General features: G+C 56.6%; 23 protein-coding genes. 5 read left to right on the forward strand and 18 right to left on the reverse strand.

The features are described from left to right. Positions 1-2: 2 nt before the first annotated feature. Positions 3-446: a DUF4282 domain-containing protein gene (locus EYR88_RS11860; RefSeq protein WP_131089975.1), complete on the reverse strand. Its 444-nt coding sequence runs from the start codon at positions 444-446 to the stop codon at positions 3-5. A 128-nt stretch (positions 447-574) separates the two neighbouring features. Further along, positions 575-1,672 carry an alanine--glyoxylate aminotransferase family protein gene (locus EYR88_RS11865; RefSeq protein ID WP_131089976.1) on the reverse strand — a complete coding sequence of 366 codons (1,098 nt, stop codon included), beginning with the start codon at positions 1,670-1,672 and terminating at the stop codon, positions 575-577. Between the two features lie 386 nt (positions 1,673-2,058). Here EYR88_RS11865 and EYR88_RS11870 point away from each other — a divergent pair, with 386 nt between their 5' ends. Next, complete coding sequence (locus EYR88_RS11870) at positions 2,059-2,787, forward strand: type 1 glutamine amidotransferase domain-containing protein (protein WP_131089977.1); 729 nt, start codon at positions 2,059-2,061, stop codon at positions 2,785-2,787. Between the two features lie 200 nt (positions 2,788-2,987). On the opposite strand, the gene EYR88_RS11875 is transcribed toward EYR88_RS11870, so the two are convergent. The 10 genes from EYR88_RS11875 to truB form a co-directional block, all read right to left on the reverse strand. Beyond that, positions 2,988-4,316 carry an LLM class flavin-dependent oxidoreductase gene (locus tag EYR88_RS11875; protein WP_131089978.1) on the reverse strand — a complete coding sequence of 443 codons (1,329 nt, stop codon included), beginning with the start codon at positions 4,314-4,316 and terminating at the stop codon, positions 2,988-2,990. A 31-nt stretch (positions 4,317-4,347) separates the two neighbouring features. After that, positions 4,348-5,190, reverse strand: a complete 843-nt coding sequence (locus tag EYR88_RS11880) for an ABC transporter permease (protein ID WP_131089979.1) — start codon at positions 5,188-5,190, stop codon at positions 4,348-4,350. Continuing rightward, positions 5,187-6,035 (reverse strand): ABC transporter ATP-binding protein, encoded by an 849-nt coding sequence (locus EYR88_RS11885; RefSeq protein ID WP_207306528.1) that lies wholly within the window; start codon positions 6,033-6,035, stop codon positions 5,187-5,189. Before EYR88_RS11885 ends, EYR88_RS11880 begins: the two co-directional genes overlap by 4 nt. 6 nt (positions 6,036-6,041) lie before the next feature. Next, positions 6,042-7,076 carry an ABC transporter substrate-binding protein gene (locus EYR88_RS11890; RefSeq protein WP_131089981.1) on the reverse strand — a complete coding sequence of 345 codons (1,035 nt, stop codon included), beginning with the start codon at positions 7,074-7,076 and terminating at the stop codon, positions 6,042-6,044. 451 nt (positions 7,077-7,527) lie between these two features. After that, the gene (gene rpsO, locus EYR88_RS11895; RefSeq protein WP_131089982.1) at positions 7,528-7,797 is read right to left on the reverse strand and encodes a 30S ribosomal protein S15; all 270 of its coding nucleotides are present in this window, start codon (positions 7,795-7,797) and stop codon (positions 7,528-7,530) included. A gap of 107 nt (positions 7,798-7,904) precedes the next feature. Then, on the reverse strand, positions 7,905-8,690 hold the full coding sequence (locus EYR88_RS11900; protein ID WP_131089983.1) for a class I SAM-dependent methyltransferase: 786 nt from the start codon (positions 8,688-8,690) through the stop codon (positions 7,905-7,907). A 5-nt stretch (positions 8,691-8,695) separates the two neighbouring features. Then, on the reverse strand, positions 8,696-9,649 hold the full coding sequence (locus EYR88_RS11905; RefSeq protein WP_131089984.1) for a bifunctional riboflavin kinase/FAD synthetase: 954 nt from the start codon (positions 9,647-9,649) through the stop codon (positions 8,696-8,698). A gap of 62 nt (positions 9,650-9,711) precedes the next feature. Next, positions 9,712-10,179, reverse strand: coding sequence for a hypothetical protein (locus EYR88_RS11910; protein WP_242632568.1), 468 nt, complete (start codon positions 10,177-10,179; stop codon positions 9,712-9,714). An 11-nt stretch (positions 10,180-10,190) separates the two neighbouring features. Continuing rightward, positions 10,191-10,553, reverse strand: a complete 363-nt coding sequence (locus tag EYR88_RS11915; RefSeq protein ID WP_131089985.1) for a hypothetical protein — start codon at positions 10,551-10,553, stop codon at positions 10,191-10,193. 11 nt (positions 10,554-10,564) lie between these two features. After that, positions 10,565-11,488 (reverse strand): tRNA pseudouridine(55) synthase TruB, encoded by a 924-nt coding sequence (gene truB, locus EYR88_RS11920; protein ID WP_131089986.1) that lies wholly within the window; start codon positions 11,486-11,488, stop codon positions 10,565-10,567. A gap of 259 nt (positions 11,489-11,747) precedes the next feature. Between truB and EYR88_RS11925 the strand changes: the two genes are divergently transcribed. The 4 genes from EYR88_RS11925 (at position 11,748) to EYR88_RS11940 (ending at position 15,667) form a co-directional block, all read left to right on the forward strand. Next, the gene (locus EYR88_RS11925; protein WP_131089987.1) at positions 11,748-12,410 is read left to right on the forward strand and encodes a fasciclin domain-containing protein; all 663 of its coding nucleotides are present in this window, start codon (positions 11,748-11,750) and stop codon (positions 12,408-12,410) included. Positions 12,411-12,602: 192 nt separating this feature from the next. Continuing rightward, positions 12,603-13,160 carry an ECF RNA polymerase sigma factor SigK gene (gene sigK / locus EYR88_RS11930; RefSeq protein ID WP_022875941.1) on the forward strand — a complete coding sequence of 186 codons (558 nt, stop codon included), beginning with the start codon at positions 12,603-12,605 and terminating at the stop codon, positions 13,158-13,160. After that, on the forward strand, positions 13,160-13,984 hold the full coding sequence (locus EYR88_RS11935) for an anti-sigma factor (RefSeq protein ID WP_131089988.1): 825 nt from the start codon (positions 13,160-13,162) through the stop codon (positions 13,982-13,984). The genes sigK and EYR88_RS11935 overlap by 1 nt, the downstream gene beginning before the upstream one ends. Before the next feature lie 198 nt (positions 13,985-14,182). Then, positions 14,183-15,667: a molybdopterin-dependent oxidoreductase gene (locus EYR88_RS11940; protein WP_131090365.1), complete on the forward strand. Its 1,485-nt coding sequence runs from the start codon at positions 14,183-14,185 to the stop codon at positions 15,665-15,667. A 14-nt stretch (positions 15,668-15,681) separates the two neighbouring features. On the opposite strand, the gene EYR88_RS11945 is transcribed toward EYR88_RS11940, so the two are convergent. From EYR88_RS11945 to rimP, 6 genes are all read right to left on the reverse strand, one after another. Further along, positions 15,682-16,128 carry a YdeI/OmpD-associated family protein gene (locus EYR88_RS11945; protein ID WP_131089989.1) on the reverse strand — a complete coding sequence of 149 codons (447 nt, stop codon included), beginning with the start codon at positions 16,126-16,128 and terminating at the stop codon, positions 15,682-15,684. Between the two features lie 160 nt (positions 16,129-16,288). Beyond that, positions 16,289-16,723, reverse strand: coding sequence for a 30S ribosome-binding factor RbfA (gene rbfA / locus EYR88_RS11950; RefSeq protein WP_131089990.1), 435 nt, complete (start codon positions 16,721-16,723; stop codon positions 16,289-16,291). A gap of 101 nt (positions 16,724-16,824) precedes the next feature. After that, positions 16,825-19,797: a translation initiation factor IF-2 gene (gene infB / locus EYR88_RS11955; protein WP_131089991.1), complete on the reverse strand. Its 2,973-nt coding sequence runs from the start codon at positions 19,795-19,797 to the stop codon at positions 16,825-16,827. Positions 19,798-19,973: 176 nt separating this feature from the next. Further along, entirely contained in the window at positions 19,974-20,333 is a 360-nt protein-coding gene (locus EYR88_RS11960) for a YlxR family protein (protein WP_131089992.1), read from the reverse strand. A 100-nt stretch (positions 20,334-20,433) separates the two neighbouring features. Further along, on the reverse strand, positions 20,434-21,417 hold the full coding sequence (gene nusA, locus EYR88_RS11965; protein ID WP_131089993.1) for a transcription termination factor NusA: 984 nt from the start codon (positions 21,415-21,417) through the stop codon (positions 20,434-20,436). 2 nt (positions 21,418-21,419) lie between these two features. Further along, entirely contained in the window at positions 21,420-21,986 is a 567-nt protein-coding gene (gene rimP, locus EYR88_RS11970; protein ID WP_131089994.1) for a ribosome maturation factor RimP, read from the reverse strand. Positions 21,987-21,992: the final 6 nt, after the last annotated feature.

Genomic DNA, 21,992 nt, shown 5'->3' on the forward strand with positions numbered 1-21,992 from the left:
CTTTACTTCTGGTACGGATTTGGTGGTGGAGTGGTACCACCGTTGTCCGGATCAGCCGGGCGAACCTGTGCGCCACCCTGCGATGGGTATTGCGTTGTTGGGTTATAACCCTGTGGTGCTGGTGGGTTATTTGGCAACGATCCATGTCCTGCTTCAGCTGGTGGTGTGCCACCAGCAAGTCGGACAAGTTCCGAAGTGTTCTCCGCGGTACGGATCGAAGCAATCAGCGACTCAAGTCCAGCGCGGATCAAAACAAGGTAGATCAAAACGAATAGTGGTCCGATGATGATCAAAACCAACAGTCCGAGCATGGTGCTTTCCGTAAAAGCGCTGATCACCATGCCGAGGTAGGCAATAACCAACAGGACCATGATCAAGATGTAGACAAACTTGACGATGGACGGAGTTACGAACTTTTTGAAACTGAAATCAAAAAGGGCTTTCATCCTTCTGCCTTCTCTCATGTCGAAACGAATGATATAGCCGACAGTATCGGACTATGAGCCATGAGGAAAGCTGATCTAGAAAATAAGTACTGGCCGTCGTAGTGTTTTTTGATTTCCCTTGGTCTTCTTTACGCCTTGGAGATGGCTTCTTTCAGCGCCGTCAACAACAGCGCTACCGAACCCGGGTTGGCGTTTGGCCCCATCAGGCCAATACGCCATACGGTGCTGGCATACTGACCAACACCACCACCAATCTCGATGTTAAAGCGATCCAGCAGATAGCCGCGCACCTTCGCCGAGTGCACACCTTCTGGGACGTTCACGGTGGTCAACTGTGGGAGTCGGTGTCCTTCTTGGGCGAAGAGCGTCAGGCCCATCTCTTGCAAACCATCTTGCAACAACGAGCCAGCTTCTTGATGCCGAGCGGTCACCGCATCCAATCCTTCGGACAGAATTCGATCAATTCCCGCCTCCAGCGAGGCAACCATGGCCACCGGTGCAGTGTGGTGATAGGTACGACCGCCACCTGCAGAACCGGTGGCGTAACCTCCGAGCAGTCCGAGGTCTAAGTACCACGATTGTGGCTTCTGTACTCGACGTTCAAAGGCACGGTCAGAGATGGTGAACGGAGCCAACCCTGGGGCCACACCAATGCACTTCTGGGTGCCGGCGTATCCCACATCGATCCCCCACTCATCAGCCAGTACCAGCATACCGCCAATGGAAGTTACCGCATCAGTGATTAGCAGCGCGTCACCCTTGATAGCGCCCAAGGCAGCAATGTCCGAAAGCACACCGGTGCTTGTTTCTGCATGCACACCAGCAATCACCGAAGGATTCGGGTGAGCGTCAGCCACACGCTGCGCATCAATCGGAGTGCCGTATTCGTGATCCACGCGGACCACTTCGGCACCAACACGTGAGGCAACTTCGCACATGCGCTCGCCGAACAGACCGTTAATAGCAATCACAGCGACATCACCGGGATTGATGGTGTTAACAAACGCAGCTTCCATTCCAGCTGATCCGGTAGCGCTCAGCGGAAGGGTGCGCAGGTTTTGCGTGCCCCACAGTGTTCGCAGTCCCTCGGCTACATGATCCATCCGGGCAATGAACGCAGGATCCAGGTGTCCCAGCAGTGGCAGGCCAAGAGCTGCCGTTGCTTCCGGGTACGGGTTACATGGACCTGGGCCGAAAAGATGACGCTGAAGAACGGTCTGACTCATGACTGCTCACTTTCACTTATATGAATTGTTCCAATCGAGATTCAGCGTATCCGCAAGAGGCTGAAAAACGAAAGGTTAGTTCCACATTGTAGAAATTTATGAATTGTAGCCAGAGCGCCATTTTCGAGATGACACATGATGATGAGCCGCTTTGGCACTCACATGCTCCGTTACTTCGTTGCGAGATCGCGGGCTCAGCGCCGAGCAGTGTTCGCTAGCTTCGATCGGTTTGGCCAACAGGTTGCTGGCAAGGCTGATGCTTTGCTCAAATAAACCATCACCAAGTCAGGGAAGAATCATATAGAAGTCTGAAAACCCCATCAGTCAGGTTGAACTTGAACGCCGTTTGTATAAGTCTGAAAGAACAAATGCGAAAGGAGTACTCCGTGAAGAAAATCCTCATGGTCGTAACCAGCGTTTCCGAACTCGGTGCAGGAGGAGAGCCCACCGGCTACAACGTGGCAGAGGCAGCCCACCCTTGGAAGGTCTTCCGAGATTCAGGACACTTTGTCGACTTTGCTTCAATTAAGGGCGGTCAGCCGCCACGGGACACGGTCGATACCGACGACCCAATCCAAGTTCAATTTACTGAAGATGAGACCACCCGTGCTGGGCTTTACAACACTGCCAGGGTAGAAGTTGTTGATCCAGAACAGTACGACGCCGTGTACCTCGTAGGTGGACACGGCACCATGTGGGACTTCCCTAATAACGAAGGCCTTCAGAAACTTGTTGGTGGCATTTACAACAAGGGTGGCGTTGTCGGCGCTGTTTGCCACGGTCCAGCGGGACTCCTTGATGTCGAGTTGCATCACGGTTTGAAGCTCCTTAGTGGCAAGGATGTCGCAGCCTTCACGAATGATGAAGAAGTTGCAGCGGGCAAGGACAAGGTCATTCCGTTCTTCCTTGCAGACAAGCTCACCGAGCAGGGCGCGAACCACATTGCCGTCGATAACTTCGAAGAAAATGTTCAGGTTTCCGAACGATTGGTGACCGGACAGAACCCTGCATCAGCCGCGGGTGTTGCCAAGGAGATGGAGAAGCTTCTAGCTGAAGCCATCCATCAGGAAAAGGCTGAGGAAGAAGCCGCAGAAGCCGAAGCCGAAGCCGACTAGGCTGATACGCAACAACCTCTGAAGTTACGCAGTAACGACGCTTGGACTCGTGTGAAATCACGAGTCCAAGCGTCGTTTTGTGCCCAGTAGTTCCAAGGGTGAATTGGTGCAAGGACCGATGGGACCCGCTCCCATGGCATCCGCGATTTTTGTTGGCGTGAGCTACTAGATCTTTGAGCCATCAGCGCGTTTGAGTGTAACTAGTGAACAAGGCCCGCATGATCGACGGTGGGCACTTCAAGCCCGTAGTGACCACGCAGAGTGCTCTGATCGTAGTCAGTTCGGAAGAGCTTGCGTTGCTGCAACAACGGAACAACGTGTTCGGCGAAGGTTTCAAGGCCCGAGGGCAATACCGGAGCCATGATGTTGAAGCCATCAGCGGCACCTGCCTTGAACCAGTATTCGATTCGGTCCGCCAGCTGCTCAGGGGTTCCAGCAAATGTCTGGTGACCACGTCCTGAGCCGAGTTCACGAATAATCTGACGAACCGTCAGATTTTTGCGGTATCCCAGATCCAAAATCAGGTCGCGACGTGAGGTGGATTTTTCCTTGGAAGTCGCTGTCTCCAGCCCCTCGGGGAGCACCTCGTCAAGCTCCAAAACATCCGGGGCTACGTGCAGTTGCTGCGCCAAGGTCTTCTTTGCATACTCCGGAAGAATCAAGTCATCCAAGGCATCAGCCAGCTCAAGAGCTTCAGCTTCCGTTGATCCGAGGATGGGAACGATACCCGGCAAAACTTTGACGGACTGCTCGGAGCGTCCGTAGCCCACGGCCTTGGTCTTGATCTCTTGATAGAAGTCCCTTGCTGATTCGAAGGACTGATGAGCCGTGAATATAGCTTCAGCCCATTGACCGGCAAATTCCTTGCCCGCCTGTGAGGCTCCGGCTTGAATAATCACCGGGTGTCCTTGAGGCGAACGCGGAACGTTCAGCGCTCCCGCTACCTGGAAGTGCTCCCCCACATGAGCGGCTGGATGAATCTTGGCCGGATCCGCCCACGTGCCACTTGCCTTGTCAGCGATGACCGCATCTGGCTCCCACGAATTCCACAATTTTTTCACCACGCTCAGGAACTCGTGCGCCCTGGCGTAGCGCTGTGAACTATCAAGCTGTGACTGTTGGGAAAAATTCTGCGCAGCTGCGTCACCGGCAGTGGTCACAACATTCCAGCCTGCTCGTCCATTGCTGATCAGATCCAGCGTTGCGAACCGGCGAGCAAGGTTATAAGGATTGTTGTAGCTAGTGGAAGCCGTAGCGATCAGTCCAATATTTTTAGTCACCGGCGCAATAGCGGAAAGCAGTGTCACTGGGTCCAGGATTCCGGCTGGTCGTTGTGCCACCGGCCCTTGAAGCACCGGTCCGTCAGCAAAGAAGATTGCGTCGAGTTTGGCCTTTTCCGCAAGCTGCGCCAAGCGAATGTAGTGGTCAACTTCTGTTCCTGCATGGGGGTCGCTCTCGGGCAATCGCCACGAGGACTCGTGGTGCCCGGTAGTTAGCAAGAATGCGTTGAGGGTTAAAGTGCGTGCCATAATTCTGGTCCTTATCCGTGAGAGTTGAGAGTTAGGCGCGAGCCCAGCGCGAAAAGTGTCGCTCCAATGCCACAAGGGCTGCATTAACAACAAAGCCGAGAATGGCGACGGTCAAGATCGCTGCATACATTTTTGGAATGAGGAAGCTGGCCTGCGAGTTGGTGATCAGATATCCAAGACCAGCTTTTGCACCGATCATTTCAGCAGCAATTAGAACCAGCACTGCAGAAGTTCCTGCCATGCGAATGCCGGTAAAGATAATCGGCACAGAGGCCGGTAGGACGACCTTTGAAAAAATCTCAAAGTTGTTTAGTCCCAGCGTTTTGCCTGCACGAATCAGCAGTGGATCTACGCTGCGTGCGCCCAGAATGGTGTTGAGCAGAACCGGGAAGAACGCTGCGTAGAGCACGATGGTGACCTTGGAGAGTTCGCCAATGCCAAGAGTGAGAGTGAATACCGGTAACAGTGCCAGGGCCGCAGTGTTTCGGAATACTTCCAGAAGCGGATTCAGAAAATCTCCGATTCGCGAGAACCATGCCACCACTAGCCCCACCGGTACACCGATCACCAGGGCAAGAAGGAAACCGATGGCTGAGCGTCCTAAGCTGGCGGAAATATGTGTCAGCAGATCTCCGCTCACGATCATTTTCCATAATTGCTGAAGTACCTCGTGCAATGGTGGAAGGAAGACCTTGGAGGCCGGTTCAAGGAGAAATTGTGGAATCAGTTCCCACACCAGTAAGAACCCGATGATTGCTCCGGAACGGTAGAGCGTTTTCCTTATCGTTGCCCCAGCTCGTCCCGTTGGTGCTGTTCGTTGCGCGGACGAAGTTTCAACTCTGATCTGCTGATCTGGCAATGCTAGTGTGCTCATGCTGTGGCTCCTGAAGAAATCAAGGTTTTTTCGACCGACGCGGCTACGTCTTGGCGACTGTGGCTATGTAACAGTGACCAGATGTGATGACGGTACTCACCGAACTGCTGGGTTGAGCGGATGTCATCTACCGACTGGCGATCTTGAAGATCAATGTTCACAATTTCCTTGATCTTCCCTGGTCTGGCGGACATGACCGCCACTTTCTGCCCTAGGTAGACCGCTTCTTCAATACCGTGGGTAATAAAAACGATGGTGGTCTTGGTGCGTTTCCAGATGTCCAGCAACAGGTCTTGAAGCTGTTCGCGAGTTTGCGCATCCAGCGCTGCGAATGGCTCGTCCATGAGCAAGACCTTTGGTTCGTGGGCAAGAGCTCGGGCAATCGCTACACGCTGTCTCATTCCTCCGGAAAGTTCGTGCGGGTACTTATCTTCCACGCCTTCTAGGCCAACCAAGCGTAGGTATTCGTGCGCTCGTATCCGGCGTTCGGCCTTGTTCAGGCCCTGACCATGTCGCGCTTGGCTTTCCAAGCCGACCTGAACATTGGCTGCTGCGGTGAGCCACGGGAACAGCGCATATTGTTGAAAGACAACTGAGCGTTCCAGGCTAGGCCCAGAAATAGGCTGCCCGTCAACGAGAACTTCGCCTTGGCTCGGTGTGCTCAACCCAGCAAGGATGTCCAACAAGGTGGACTTACCGCATCCGCTCGGTCCCACCAAGGTGAAGAATTCGCCGTCCTCAATCCACAGATCAAGTGAATCGATGGCCGTGACTGCGCTTTGGTCGCTAGCGCCAGTACGTTGGAACTTCTTGCTCAGATTTTTGATTTCAATTCTCGACATGATCGGTCATTACCCTTCGCTCGCGAGATCGTTAAATTCGTTGGTGTAGTACTCGCTGGGTGTTATTTCACCGTCAACGATTCCGGTGCTCTTCAACCATTCGGACCATCGGCTGAAGTCTTCATCTGAGATCGGCGCATTCTTGCCTACGCCATAACCGTTGAAATACTGCAGAGCTTCAACATCTTCGCCACGATCTCTGGACTCGATGATGTCCGTCAATTTTCTGAGCACTTCTTCACGTGAATGCGATGACGCCCAGTTCGCCGCTTTGGCGGTACCCGTTGCCAGAGCATGTGCCGCTTCGGGATATTCAGCGATGAAATCGTCACGCAATACGTATTCACCACCATTGAAGTTGTCAAAAACTTCAGTGTCCCGGAAGACTTCCCGCAGATCCCCTTGTTTCACGGCATGGACCTGGGCTGCACCAGAGAGTGCCCCGACGTCTACCTGATGGGTGCGAACCGCTTGCTCGGTATCTGTCGGCGGCAGAACGACTAGCTGAACTTGGTCAATCTCGTCCGGGCTTAATCCTTGTGCTTTCAGATAGGTGTGGATCACGGCTTCGGAGTGAGCTCCGAGGGTGTTGACCGCGACAGTCTTTCCAATCAGATCCCGGGCTTCTTTAATGCCGCCGTCTTTCGCGGCATAAAAACCAACAAAGTAATCGTCATTGGAGCCGTAGTATGAGGCGACCGCGGTCACCGGGGAGCCAGCTTCTTGTAGCTTTACAACTGCGCCGGCAAATGCGCCACCGATGTCGGTCTCGCCGGTCGCCGTGTTTTGAATGGACAGCGGACCGCTGGAGTTATTGCCGACCCATTCCAGCTTAATGCCGTCAAGATATCCGAGGCCGGCAGCCAGCTCAATGAGCGTTACGGTGTTGGCTGCGCCTTCGTAGCGGACATTGACGGTGCCGTCTGCATTCTTCAGATCAGTGCCGTGTGCGGAGGCTGTGCATGACGCCAGCAAAAGTGCTGGTGCCAGCAATAGCGTTGCCGCGCCTTGGCGCTGCCGTCGAGTAAGCGGGGTCTTGAACATCTTTGGTATTCCATTTCCTTTGCCGGTGCGGGCTGTTGCTAGCCATACAAGCACCTTTGGAAAGGGTCAGAAAGGGGCTCTGAAACCTGGTGAAATTCAGTGAAACGCGAAGTCAAAGTCGCTATCAGATGTCCGGAAAAGTCCTTGATGTCTGCACCTGTTGTAGCCAGAGGAAACATCGGGTCATAGTGCCTTCAGCACGGCGTTAATTTGGTTTAACAAGTCGCACAGAGTCCCGTGTTTTTAGCGGGTATCGGCGCGGGCGACTCTACGTATCAGTCATAGAAAGACATGTTCAGTATGTGTGCGGCAGTAGAAAATCAGCTTGTCGATTTTTATGATGATCTCCAGTTCACTCGTGCAGTGAACATGTCGCACAGGTGTTATCCGGGCATAAAAAATCCCCGCCTTCCAAAAAGGAAGGCGGGGATCTTCGCACCAGTGCGAAAGACTACTTACGTAGGCCCAAGCGCTCGATCAGCGTACGGTAACGCTCGATGTTGGTGTTCTTCAGGTAGCCGAGCATACGACGACGACGACCAACCAGAGCCATAAGGCCACGGCGGGTGTGGTGATCATGCTTGTGCATCTTCAGGTGCTCGGTCAGGTCCAAGATACGGCGGGACATGACGGCAATCTGAACCTCAGGCGAACCGGTGTCACCCTCGTGGGTAGCGTAAGCCTTGATGATTTCGTTCTTGATAGTGGCATCCAATGCCATAACAAACTCCTAGAGTTGGACCGCGTTCATAAGTCAGTGCAAACGCCGAAGCGTCTACGGTGGAAACTCGCAACCGCGGACTGCAGCGAGAACCATCGTCAATCATATCACCGACGGGCACGCCGGCGGGACCTCCAGGCATGGGTGAGATACGGCACCTGTACCTTGTCGCCCAGTTCATGACCCAGATGCTCGTTCCAATACCACCGTAGGTTTGATTCAACCTTGGCTTGGGTTGTCGGCGAAGATTTGCGGTAGTAGCTGCGCGACTTAGTCAGCTCAACGATCTCTTCAAAATCCAGCGACATCGACCAGTGCCAAATACCGTGTTCAGGTTTGCTGAATTCACGACCCAAAGGCGGTTCAAGCTCGGGACGGTGTACATCTCCAGCATGCATAATGCGGGCTAGCCGGTGCACCCACGGAACAGAGACGTCGAGTTGATTCCACAATAAAGTGAGCCAACCGTGATCATGCAGCAGACGGGCAGCCTCAGCACTGGCTTTGGGATGATCCACCCAGTGCCATGCTTGCGCGTAGGTCACCAGATCAACGCTGTCCTCGTCCAAGCTGGTAGCTTCGCCCGAAGCGCACACCGTGGCCACCTGTGGAAGTCGCTTCGCCAAGACCGAGAGCATGTCTTGGGACGGATCAACAGCGGTGACGTCCAACCCCTGTGCTACCAGTTGTTCGGTAAAGATCCCCGATCCACAACCAATATCAACTGCCACTTTTGGCTGGTCCTGCAGGGTGAAGTCCAAGGCCAGCTGTGGATAGGACGGACGGATCTTGTCGTAACTCTCGGCACCGGACTGGAATGCTGACGCTAATTCGTCACGACGCTTGGCACTGACCACAAAAGCACGTTGTGGCAGAGATGGAATTTCAGACATGAGACTTAGCGCGGTTCAACGGCCAGCACTGCGCGAGCTTGATCCACGTCCTGGGTCATCTGCTCAATCAAAGCTTCGATACCGCGGTAGGCGACCATAGGGCGCAGGTGTGAGATAAACTCAACAACAATCTGCTGACCATAAAGGTCAAAGTCTTCAACACCTTCATCTGGGCGGTCGATCACGTGGGCTTCTACCACCCGGGAGACACCATCAAATGTTGGGTTAGAACCCACCGAAATGGCGGCTGGCCAACGGACCTCGGCCTCGTCGATAACCCAACCGGCGTACACACCATCGGCAGGAATGATGCCGGTGGCTTCAGGATCAAGGTTTGCCGTTGGAAAACCCAACTCGCGTCCGCGGGCATGCCCGTGGACCACTTCACCGCGCATCCGGTGGGGCCGGCCGAGGATCTGGGCTGCTGCTTCAACGTTGCCTGCAGCTAGTTCTTCGCGAACCCAGGTCGAAGACAAACGACGCTTATCCCCTACGTCTTGCACGCCGATGACATCGAAGTTGTACTTCTTGCCCAGCTCTTGCATGTAGCTGAAATCGCCGGAGTTGTTACGGCCAAAGCGGACATCATGACCAACCACGACCGCGACAGCGTGAAGCTTTTCAACGATCAGTGAGCGGACAAAATCTTCAGCGCTTTGGTCAGCAAATTCAAGGGTGTAATGGATCATCAGCGTGGCATCCAAGCCAACGCTGGCCAAGGTATCGATCCGATCAGCGATTCCCATGATCAGCTGTGGAGCAGCCTCGGGGCGATGCACCAGTGCTGGGTGCGGGTCAAAGGTGATGGCCACCGATTGAGCAGAGCGCGCCTTGGCTTGAGTGACTGCTGCGTCGAGCACTTCGCAGTGCCCCAAATGAACACCATCAAAGTTGCCAATGGTCACGACAGTGGGAGCCACATCCGTGGGGACGGCGTCCAAGCCCTTCCAATAGTGCACTTTGCTCCTTTAGAAATTCTTGTGGTGAGTAGAGAACCCACCGAGGCAATTCTTACACGTCTTTAGGCCAGACGCTCACTGCGGTTACGGTAAAGCCACCACAAGCCAACAATTGGCAGTACCAGCGGAATGTAACCGTAGCCTTCACCGAAACCACTCCACACCGATGGGTGGGCGAAAATTTCAGGATGAGTCAATGACAAAATGCCCACAACGATCACACCAACAAGTTCAACGCTCACTGCCCACAGCGAGACAAGCCATGCGCGCGACTTAGAAGATGACAGTGAGAACGTGGCGACAATGTAGATCAGGCCGGAAAGCAATGACAGCGTGTAGGCCACCGGCGCTTCATCAAACTTGCTCACGATTTGGTACGCACCACGAACGGTTGCCGCCAGAGACAAGATGCCATAGACCGCAATAATCACTCGGCCTAGGCCAGTGGAGCGGCTTGGCTTTGGACCTTTAGCGGCATTGCGAGATTGTGCAGCCTGCATGATCCGTGAGTTACGAGGATTCTGACTCATGTTGTTTACTCCTAGTGCCAGATTTGTTCCATACGGAACAGCATGATGAAGGTGACGGCTGCCGAGGCACCCAACACCGCATTTGACCAGCGACTCTTTTCACTGACAGCCCAGAAGAATGCCAACGGTGGCATGATCAGCGCGGTGATCAGATATCCCCAGAATTCCAGCGGGTCGCCCTGTACAGCGTTTCCGCCGGCCTGCCTGATCGCGGCAGCAACGCCGTAAACAATCAAGAAGACTTCAGTTGCAGCTGCGCCGATAAGAGCCCAGTCATCCGGGTGCTTGCGAATGATGGTCGCCACCACAGCAACAAGCAATGCCAGTGCACAAACGATGACTCCGGCGATGAAAAATCCGTTCAAGGCAAACAACGGTTCAACCTTTACTTAGCGGTGAAGACTAGGGCCGTACGAGCTTTTTCGCCCTTGTCCTCCAGCAATGCCACCAGCACCCCATTGGGTGCAAAGGCTGCGACGGTCTGGCCAGGCTCAATGTCCATGCTCAGGTGGGATGCGGCAATGGTGCGCCCGAAGGACAGCTCCATCGCTTCATCCACGCTCACCGTACGGTTAGGGAACAACGCAGCGGCAGCCTTCTCAAGGGGCAGCATGGTGAATTCATTAGCCAGCTGTTCCAGAGTGCTAGTCAGATCAATCTTGTACGGGCCAACCTCGGTACGGCGCAACTCCGTCAGGTGTCCACCAACATCGAGTGCTTCGCCCAGATCGCGTGCCAGTGCACGGATGTAGGTTCCGGAGGTGCAAGAAACGGTGACGTCCACGTCAAGGATCTTGCCGCCGTTTTCTCGACGGATTTCGTGAATCTCGAAGCGTGAAATAGTCACCGGACGCGCCTTGAGTTCTACCTGCTCGCCGGCTCGCACACGTGCATAGGAGCGCTTACCATCAACCTTGATGGCTGAAACTTGGCTTGGTATCTGCTCAATATCACCGCGGAGCTTTGCTACTTCACGTTCGATATCTTCATCGGTGACCGCAGCAGCAATACGCTGAGAGATAATTTCGCCTTCAGCATCGTCGGTGACAGTGTTTTGTCCCAGACGGATGGTGGCGGTGTAGGTCTTATCGTGACCAACGATGTAGGTGAGTAAGCGGGTCGCCTTGTTAACACCGACAACAAGCACACCTGTGGCCATCGGGTCTAAGGTGCCAGCATGGCCCACCTTGCGGGTGCCTGCGAGTCTACGGATACGACCAACCACGTCGTGGGAGGTCAATCCTTGATCTTTGTCGACTAGTACCAGGCCCGAGGCCTGCTCTTGCGTGTTCTGCCCGGCTTTACTCACGCCTTCCAGTATATGGCTTAGGCAGAAAATTCACCCGTCTTGCCGTTCAACCGTGGCCGATGCCACGTCGCATCCCAGATTGTTCCTGCCACGGATTGCAGATAAGTCCTTCCAGGCTCTGCGAATTGGCCGCAAAATAAATTTTTTCAAGAGATTCCAATCCGTTGGGCATCCTGCCCCGAATGCTCATTGACCACCTGATCCGCACGGACAGGAAAAGGACCGACGACATCAGTCGCGGCGAAGCAAGGAGAAAATCATGAAGCGCACATACAGCAAAGTCGCTGGAGCATTCGGGCTCATCGCAGTCGCCGCCATGGGACTGAGCGCCTGCTCGACCGGTTCGGAAACCATGGAATCACCCACCGCCTCCGCCACGGAGAGCAGCTCGTCCATGGCCAGCGAATCTGCAATGGATCCGGCAAGCAATCTGGTGGGCAGCGGCTGCGCAGCCTATGCCGAAGCAGTGCCAACCGGTGACGGTTCGGTAGCAGGCATGGCCAAGGATCCAGTGGCCGTTGCAGCTTCCAACAACCCGCTGCTCACCACGCTGACTTCCGCAGTTTCCGGAAAGCTGAACCCGGACGTTGACCTGGTCGACACCCTCAATGGCGACGAATTCACCGTCTTCGCTCCGGTTGATGACGCATTCGCCGCAATCCCGAAGGATGACCTGGCCGCTGTGGCCAAGGACGCGGACACCCTGAGCAGCATCCTGACCTACCATGTGATCCCCGGCCAGATCGCACCAGATGATCTGCCCGGAACCCATGCAACCGTCCAGGGCGAGGATGTAGAAGTCACCGGCAGCGGCGACGACCTCGAGGTCAATGGCGCTTCGGTCATCTGCGGTGGCGTGCAGACCGCCAACGCGACCGTGTACCTGGTGGACACCGTCCTGATGCCACCAGCCAAAAAGTAGCAACGGCGCAATTGCAAGGCCGATGGCCTGAAGGTGATGCATGGAGTCCAAATCCAGGCATCACCTTCGCTGGTTCAACGGGCCGTGCTCCCCCATCGGCAACTTTCGCAAAGCGCCACGGAACAGCAGACAGCGAAACAGACACAGATGCGTGAGACTCTAGGATTCATGAGTTCAAATAGACTCGACTCCATGGAAGACGATTCCGTTCAAACGCCGGACGCCCTGATGCAACAGGTCGCGCTGGGACAAGAAGCTGCCTTCGAATCGCTCTACGATGCCATGGCTTCCCGAGTCTTCGGACTCGTGCTGCGGGTGCTTCGCGACAGGGCGCAGAGTGAAGAAGTCACCCAAGAAGTTTTCGTCGAAGCCTGGCAGCAGGCCCGGCGCTTTGATCCGGCACGCGGCACCGCAGCTTCCTGGCTGCTGACCATTGCCCATCGCCGAGCCGTGGACCGTGTGCGTTCGAGCCAAGCAAGCCAAGCGCGGGATTTGCGCGTTGGAATCAAGGACTTCCAAGACAGCTACGATGATGTGGAAGAGAACGCCATCTTGCACGATGAAACCGTGCGCGTTTCCCAGGCACTGCAACGGCTCAGCGCGCCACAGCGAGAGGCCATACACCTGGCCTACTTTGGCGGATACACCCACCTGGAAGTCGCCGAGATGCTGAAAATACCGGTGGGAACCGCCAAAACGCGAATACGCGATGGAATGAGCAAACTTCGAGACCTGATGGGAGTGGCGTAATGGACAAGCATGAGAACGAGCGAACCGACAGCTTCGCCCGGGACGCCCTGGGAGACAAAGAGCGCGAGGAGCTGCTCAACCAGTCTCCGAATTCCGCCCAGGCTCGCCAGGAACTCGACGCACTGCAGGAAACTGCCGGACTGCTTGGCTTGGCGGCACAGCCGGTCGCGCCTCCGCCACGGTTGAAGGCCAACATCATGTCCGCCATCCGCACCACCGAGCAGCTCCCTCCCGTTGCGGACCAGGCACCCACCCTGGGCAGCTCCCCCGCAGCCGTCCCAGCCACCGAGGCTCCGGGGGAACCTGGTTCCGCTGCAGAACCTCCGGTCCAGCAGACAGGAACAGGACGCGGCACGCAGCGCTTCTTTGCCCTGGCCGCCGGTGTGCTGCTGCTGGCAGCAGTCGCCTTGGGAGGATTGGCGATCAACCAGACTTCCGAGCAGCGCGAGTTGGAGAACAAGATGGCCGCCATGGCCTCGCATGAAGAAGAGCTCGCGCGGATTCTGGGCGCCCCTGATGCGAAGTCAAAAACGCAGACCTTGGAGGACGGAGCCCGTGTCACGCTTTCCTATTCGGCCGATGAGGGCTTGATGGCTGTTTCCACCTCCGGCATGCCGGCTCTGTCCAGCGACAAGGGCTATGAGCTATGGCTGATTTCGGCCGATGGGGCAGTTTCTGCGGGCATGCTCGCCGGCCCCGATGCCGATGGCATGATCATGGTTTCAGATCCGATGAAGGACATCACGCATTTCGGGATCACTGTGGAGCCAGCTGCTGGATCCCCTGCCCCGACAACAGATCCCATCATGGTCCAGTCGCTGTGAAGCCGCAAAAAATCTCGTAGCCGATTCCAATCCGCATCGCAGGATGTTCCGAATACATGGTGAGTGGTTGTTCCCCTGCGATCGGCAGAGGAACATGGATCGCAACGCATGAGGTGAGTGGCAGTGGGCATTTCAACGAAACGCAACGACAGAGTTCTCGTATTCCACGCGGTGGCTGGAATCTGTTCGGCAGCAGCCATGTTCGCCGTGGCCCAGTTCGCTTCGGCATTTTTTAATAGCGCCTCGTCACCGTTTTTCGCCTTGGGCTCGGCCATCATCGACCTGACTCCGCCATGGCTCAAGGACTTTGCCATCGCGACCTTCGGCACCAATGACAAGCTGGCGCTGTTCATATCCATTGGCGTCGTCGCAACGGTCCTGTCCGCGGTAGTCGGCCTGCTGGCTAAGCGAAGCTTCGCCCTTGCCTGCACCGCCATCGTTGCCTTGGCCGTGGTGATGTCCAGCGCAGTGGTCACCCGTGCGTCCACCAGCCTGCTTGATATTGTCCCAACGGTACTCGGCGCGATTGCCGGCATCGGGGTTTTGCAGTGGCTCAACCGGCTGGCTTCAGCCACGGCCGCGCCTCCGGGCGAGGACGCCAGCACCCCGGGTCCAAGCCGCAGAACCTTCCTGCTCGGTTCGGTCCTGGCCCTGGCCGCCTCGGCCATAGCTACCGGCGCTTCGAGCTCGATCTCCGCTGCGCGGAACATGGCTGAGGCTGCCCGCAAGGCCTTGCGCTTGCCTGCGCCCCGTACCAAGGCAAAACCCCTGCCGGCAGGGGTTCAGGTCGAGGAAGCGGATATGCCACGCTTCGTTACCCCGAACCGGAATTTCTACCGTATCGACACCGCACTTTCGGTGCCCCAAATCGACCCGGGACAGTGGTCCTTGCGGGTTCACGGCATGGTGGAGAAGGAATTCACCATGAACTTCGACGAGCTGCTGGACCAAGAGCTCGTGGAAACCTATCTGACGCTGACCTGCGTATCGAATCCGGTCGGCGGCGACCTGGTAGGCAACGCACAATGGCTGGGCTATCCACTGCGCCACCTGCTGGAACGCGCGATTCCCCAAGCCGGCGCAGATATGGTGCTCTCCACGTCGCATGACGGCTTCAGTGCTTCAACCCCGCTGGAAGTTCTGAGAGATGACCGGATGGCCTTGCTGGCGATCGGCATGAATGGAGAGCCGCTGCCATTCGAGCACGGGTTCCCGGTGCGCATGGTGGTTCCTGGCCTGTACGGCTACGTGTCTGCTACCAAATGGGTGGTCGATCTGGAAGTCACCCGGTTCCAGGACAAGGCTGCCTATTGGACGACTCGCGGTTGGTCCGAACGCGGTCCTATCAAGATGTCTTCCCGGATCGATACGCCTCGCCCATTCGCCAAGGTACCCGCAGGGGACGTCGTGCTGGGCGGTACCGCCTGGGCCCAGACCCGCGGCATTTCCCGCGTGCAAGTGCAGATCGATGACGGACCATGGGAAGATGCCGACTTGGCAGCCGAGGCCTCCTTGGATACGTGGCGGCAGTGGCGCTTCGTGTGGAAGGATGCGACTCCCGGCGCACATTCGGCAACTGTACGCGCCTACGACGCACAGGGCCAGTTGCAGACCAGCGAGAAAGCCAACCCGGTGCCCAATGGCGCCAGCGGCTGGCAACGCCTGCAATTCACCGTGCAGTAGGCGCTGACTGTAGCCTACTGGCTACGCAGCACCTTGATGACTTTCTCAACCCTGCGGGTGCGGGTATCTTCTCCCCTAGCTTGAACGATCGGGTCTACGTGCCCACGTTGTTTGCTGTAGGACAGCTGGCTCCACGCATCAAGTAGCTCTGGTTCCGCAGAGAGCAGCACAGCCAGCGGTTCAGGGATTTCCACGGTGCGTGGTTCTTCATCCAGCTCTAGCTTCACGGTAATTTCGTCCCCCGCACCTTTGCCGGTATTTGCACGAGTCTCGGAGTTAAAAGAAACAAGAAACTGTCCGCCCATGGAGGCGATAGTTGTTCGGTAGGTGTAGTCGCCATTAATTTGAACTGTCACCGGTACACGTTTGCCACGACCAAATCCGTAAACAATTTCATCGGGCACGACCAGCCCTACATTGTTCCCGGTGCTGGCAATCAGGGTGGTGGTGAATTCTGGCATCTACTTGCACCTTTGTTCGAATCCGTTAGTGGTTTCTCACGCTATCTCATCAGCAACGTGAGCACTAGGGTTCTGGCGTTTAAACGTCAGATGCCCGGGCCACCACGCATTATGCGTAGTGATCCGAGCATCAAACTAAGTAGGACTAGAACAAGGAAGCTTAAGCTTCTTCTTCCTCTTCGTCCTTCTTGTATGGGTCCTGGTCCCCTGCGAAGTCTTTGCCTTCGCGAAGGGCTGCAACTTCAGCGTCCTTCTCGCGGGCCTTAGCCAGCAGTTCCTCAAGGTGCGAGGCACCTTCAGGGATTTCGTCGGCTACGAAGGCCAGCGTTGGGGTCAGACGGATGGTCAGGTTGCGGCCCAATTCCTTGCGCAGCGCACCGCCGCGCTTTTCCAGCGTTTCGGCGATATCCTTCTTCATCTCGTCATCACCAAAGACGGTGTAGTACACCGTAGCGTGCTGCAGGTCGTTGGTAACGCGGGCGTCGGTCACGGTGACATTATCGATGCGTTCGTCTTTGATGACGGTGCGCAGCGACTGGGCCATGAGGACCTGCACGCGCTTAGCCAAGCGTGCGGCGCGGGCTGAATCAGCCATGGTTTTCTCCTAATGGTTCAAAACTCGTGGGCGCTTGACCAAATCTTATCGGTCAAACGCCCACGAATCAGTGAGTCACACTGCTAATTGCTGGTGAGCAATTAGTCGCGTGGCTTTTCGCGCATCTCGAAGGTCTCGATGATGTCGCCGTCCTTGATGTCGTTGAACGACCCCAGGCCGATACCACATTCGAAGCCTTCACGGACCTCGGTGACATCGTCCTTTTCGCGACGTAGCGATTCGATCGACAGGTTGTCGCCAACCACGTTGCCATCGCGTACCAAGCGAGCCTTGGAATTACGCTTGATGGTGCCCGAGCGGATGATCGAACCGGCAATGTTGCCGAACTTCGAGGAACGGAAGACCATGCGGATCTCGGCGGTACCGAGGGCAACTTCTTCGTATTCCGGCTTGAGCATGCCCTTGAGCGCTGCTTCGATGTCGTCGATAGCGGAGTAGATGACCGAGTAGAAGCGCATATCCACGCCTTCTTTGTCAGCCAGTTCAGACACGCGCTCGGCTGGGCGGACGTTGAAGCCAATGATGATGGCGTTGTCCACGGTAGCCAGGTTGACGTCGTTCTGGGTGATAGCACCCACGCCGCGGTGGATTACGCGCAGCTGAACGTCGTCGCCAACCTCGATCTTCATCAGCGAATCTTCCAGTGCTTCAACAGCACCCGAAGCGTCACCCTTAAGGATCAGGTTCAAGGTATCGATCTTGCCATCAGCGACGGCCTTATCGAAGTCTTCCAAGGTGATGCGCTTACGACGCTTAGCCAGCATTGCGTTACGCTCTGCGGTTTCGCGCTTGTCAGCGATCTGACGAGCGGTGCGCTCATCGTCGGTGATCAAGAAGCCGTCGCCGGCGCGTGGCACCGAAGACATACCCAAGACCTGAACCGGGCGCGATGGCAATGCCACGTCCAGGTTCTCGCCGTTTTCGTTGAACATTGCACGCACGCGGCCGTGGGCGGTACCCACAACCATGGTGTCGCCAACGCACAAGGTACCGGACTGAACCAGCACGGTAACAACCGAACCGCGACCCTTATCCAAGTTCGCTTCAATGGCTACACCACGAGCGGACTTGTCTGGGTTGGCCTGAAGTTCAAGCACATCGGAAGTCAGCAAGACAGCGTCGAGCAGCTCGTCGATGCCTTCCTTCTGCAATGCCGAAACCTTCACGAACATGGTGTCGCCACCGTATTCTTCAGGAACCAAACCGTATTCGGTGAGCTGACCCATGACCTTGTCAGGGTTAGCACCTTCCTTATCGATCTTGTTCACTGCAACGATGATTGGCACACCAGCAGCCTGTGCGTGGTTCAGTGCTTCAACGGTCTGTGGCATAACGCCGTCGTCCGCTGCAACAACCAGCACGGCCACGTCGGTGACCTCGGCACCACGAGCACGCATGGCGGTGAACGCCTCGTGACCCGGGGTATCGATGAAGGTCATTGCACGAGTGCGACCTTCGTGTTCGTGGTTGATCTGGTAAGCACCGATGTGCTGGGTGATGCCGCCGTGCTCGCCCTCAATAACGTTGGACTTACGGATAGCATCAAGCAGTCGGGTCTTACCGTGGTCAACGTGACCCATGATGGTGATAACTGGGGCGCGCTCTTCAAGCTCGTCTTCGCCTTCAGCCTCAAGTTCGGCTTCCAGATCAAGGCCGAAGCCTTCAAGCAGTTCCTTGTCTTCGTCCTCTGGGGAGACGACAGAAACCTTGTAGCCCAGCTCTTCGCCGAGGACCTCGAAGGTTGCCTCGTCGAGCGACTGGGTGGAGGTAGCCATTTCACCGAGGTGGAATAGTACGGTCACCAGTGCTGCTGGGTTTGCGCCAATCTTGTCTGCGAAGTCGGTGATCGAGGCACCACGACGCATACGGATCTCGGTCTCACCGGTACCGCGAGGTACGTTGACACCGCCCAGGCTTGGAACACTCATCTGCTCCAATTCCTGGCGCTTTGCGCGCTTGGACTTGCGCTGCTTACCGCGACCGGCGCCTCCCTTACCGAAAGCACCGCCAACACCACCGCGACCACGTGGTGCACCTGGGCGGAAGCCGCCACCGGTACCGCCACCTGCGCCACCAGCGCCGCCACCGGCACCTGGGCGCCCGCGACCTGCGCCACCTGGACGACCGCCAGCTGCTGGAGCTGGACGATCAGTGCGGTTAGGCATCATACGTGGAGTTGCGGAGGTTCCTGCGCCTGCTGGACGTGGTCCACCTGCACCGGCACCGGCTGGACGTGGTCCACCTGCGCCTGCACCTGCTGGACGTGGGCTACGCTGGCCGTCACGTGCTGGACGTGGTCCACCCTGACCCTCGCGTGCCGGACGTGGACCGCCCTGACCTTCGCGTGGTGGGCGTGGACCGCCACCCTGCCCCTGACCGGCTGGACGTGGACCGCGCTGGCCGTCACGTGCTGGACGTGCGCCACCCTGGCCACCTTCGCCGCGCATACCCTGCTGGGAAGAGAACGGGCTGTTGCCTGGGCGTGGACCGCCTGGACGAGGAGCGCCCGGACGTGGTGCACGGCCGCCTTCGCGGCTACCTTCGCGGTTTTGGCCGCGACGTTCGCCCGAGTCACCCGAACGCATGCCCTGCTGGGATGAGAATGGGTTGTTGCCTGGGCGTGGAGCACCTGGCTTTGGGCCCGACTTGGCCGCTGGCTTTGGTGCTGCACCTGGAAGTGGTGCGCCCGGGGTTGCCTTAGCAGTCGGTGCTGCTGGGGCTGCCGGCGCCGCTGGAGCTGCCGGTGCTGGGGTCGCTGCTGCAGGCTTAGCGGCAGGCTTGGTGCCTGGCTTAGCTGCTGAAGAAGCAGCCGGAGCTGCCGCTGGCTTCGAACCCGGCTTTGGTGCGCCCGAGGTTGCTGGCTTAGCTGCAGCCGGCTTGGCTGCAGCAGCGTTGGAACCTGGGAAAGCATCGCGCAACTTGCGCGCTACTGGAGGCTCAACGGTCGAGGATGCGGAGCGAACAAATTCGCCCATATCCTGCAATTTGGTTAGTGCTTCTTTTGAAGTGATTCCGAGCTCTTTAGCGAGCTCGTGAACGCGGGGTTTAGCCACATCTCTCCTGTATCGATGTGATCTGCTCAAACCCCAATTTCAAAGAAAAATCTTCTATGCAGGAGGTCTGGCAAATCAGCTGTGTAATTCGTGAAATTCTTCCGTCGCACGGTGGATCACGCAGAACTGATAGTTCATCGTTGTGCGCTCAACATTGTCGACTCATCGGGTTGCCATCAGATTTCTGACCCGCTTTCATCATGTTTGCCAGATTGCTGACGTGCCGCCAGCTGATCTTCGTATGCGGTAAATTCCTGCACTACCTGCGAATCGTCGACGGCGGACCGGAAGGCCCGCGCGAATGCTTTTCGCTGTACTGCTTGCCGCACACACTTTTGTGTACCGTGGGTCCAGGTTCCTCGCCCGAAGGCGGAACCCTGCAAATCCAAGCTCACCGCACGAAGCGGAGTACCTTCATTGAGGACCCATCTGAGTAACTCGTTTTTACTGGTAATGGTTCGACAGCCAATGCACGTGCGTTGCTGATGCAGCTTCATGCGAGCGCCGTCGCCACCTTCCCTAGTTGTACGAGCCATCTACTAGTCTAGCGCGTTTGCACGCCATAGCGCGCATGAGTTGTGGCTCACACACGCTAGGCTTGCACGCGACTAACTAGCAATTCTTAGCAATCCAGCTTTAGAGCTGTGGCTCCTTGCCGCCGGATGCAGCCAAGATGTCAATGCGCCAGCCGGTCAGTTTGGCGGCCAGGCGGGCGTTCTGCCCCTCCTTGCCGATAGCCAACGACAGCTGGGAGTCTGGAACGACGACGCGAGCACGACGCTCTGCCTCATCAAGGATCTCTACCGAGACGACCTTGGATGGGGACAGTGCTGCGGCGATGAACTTCGCTGGATCTTCGTTGTAGTCAACGATGTCGATCTTCTCGTCGTTCAGTTCATTCATTACTGCACGAACGCGGGTACCCATTTCACCGATGCAAGCGCCCTTGGCGTTCACGCCAGGCTTGGTTGCACGAACAGCGATCTTGGTGCGGTGACCAGCTTCACGAGCCAGTGCCTCAACAACAACGGTGCCGTCAGCAATTTCAGGCACTTCCATTTCGAAGAGCAAGCGAACCATGCCTGGGTGCGAACGTGACAGGGTCACAGCTGGACCCTTGTTGCCGCGTTCAGCCGAGACGACGTAAGCGCGCAGGCGGTTGCCGTGCTGGTACTTCTCGCCTGGAGATTGCTCTACTGGTGGCAGCAATGCCTCCAGGTCGCCAATCTTTACCTGAACCATGTGAGCCGAGTAGCCCTGCTGGATCACGCCGGAGATCAAGGTGCCTACGCGGGTGGTGTATTCACCGACAACCTGTGCATCTTCAGCTTCACGCAAACGCTGCATGATGACCTGACGAGCGGTGGAAGCAGCGATGCGTCCAAAGCCGTGTGGGGTGTCGTCAAATTCGCCGAGCAGAACACCGGCGTTATCGCGGTCCTCCACCAAGATGGCAACGTGACCGGTAGCGCGCTCAATAAAAGCACGCGCCCCTGGCATTGCGCCTTCGGTCTTGTTGTAAGCCAGCAGCAAAGCCGACTCGATGGTTGGAATCAGTACATCCATGGGGATGTCGCGGTCTTTTTCCAGAATACGCAGAGCGTTGAGATCAATATCCACGCTTAGCCCTCCAAATCTTCAGAATCAACGGTGTCTAGTGGTGCGTCATCGAAGTTCAGTTCTGGGTCGACGACAGCTTTACGGATATTTTCAAAAGTGTGGAGGGCAGGTTCTAGGACCTTAGTCTTCATACCCTTCTTGGCTGGCTCACGGTGCTCAGCAACCAACACATCAGCGTCGTTAACTTCCAACAGCCGGCCGCGCAGTTTGGTTCCGTCGGCCAAGGAAATCTTAACCATGCGGTTTAGGGCGCGAACCCAGTGACGCTTGGCAGTCAGCGGGCGGGAAAGACCTGGCGAGCTGACTTCCAGTTCATAAGGGTCAGCCGACGCATAAGCTGCGTCTTTGTCCAGAGCGTTGGAGATGGTGGTGGTTACTTCACCGAGTTCATCAAGAATCACCGAATCGTTGCCGTCTGGCTTGTCAACGATGATCTGAACGATCATCTGCTTGCCAGAGGGGCGCAAAGTAACTTCTTCTAGGAGAAGCCCGTGGGATTCTACTTCCTTGGAAAGCAAAGCAGTCAGACGCTGCGCTTCCTGTTCGGTATCGGCCGGTATTCCGGTCATGGATAT

Origin of the sequence: Arthrobacter sp. S41 (assembly GCF_004320535.1) — a bacterium.
Classification (GTDB): domain Bacteria; phylum Actinomycetota; class Actinomycetes; order Actinomycetales; family Micrococcaceae; genus Glutamicibacter.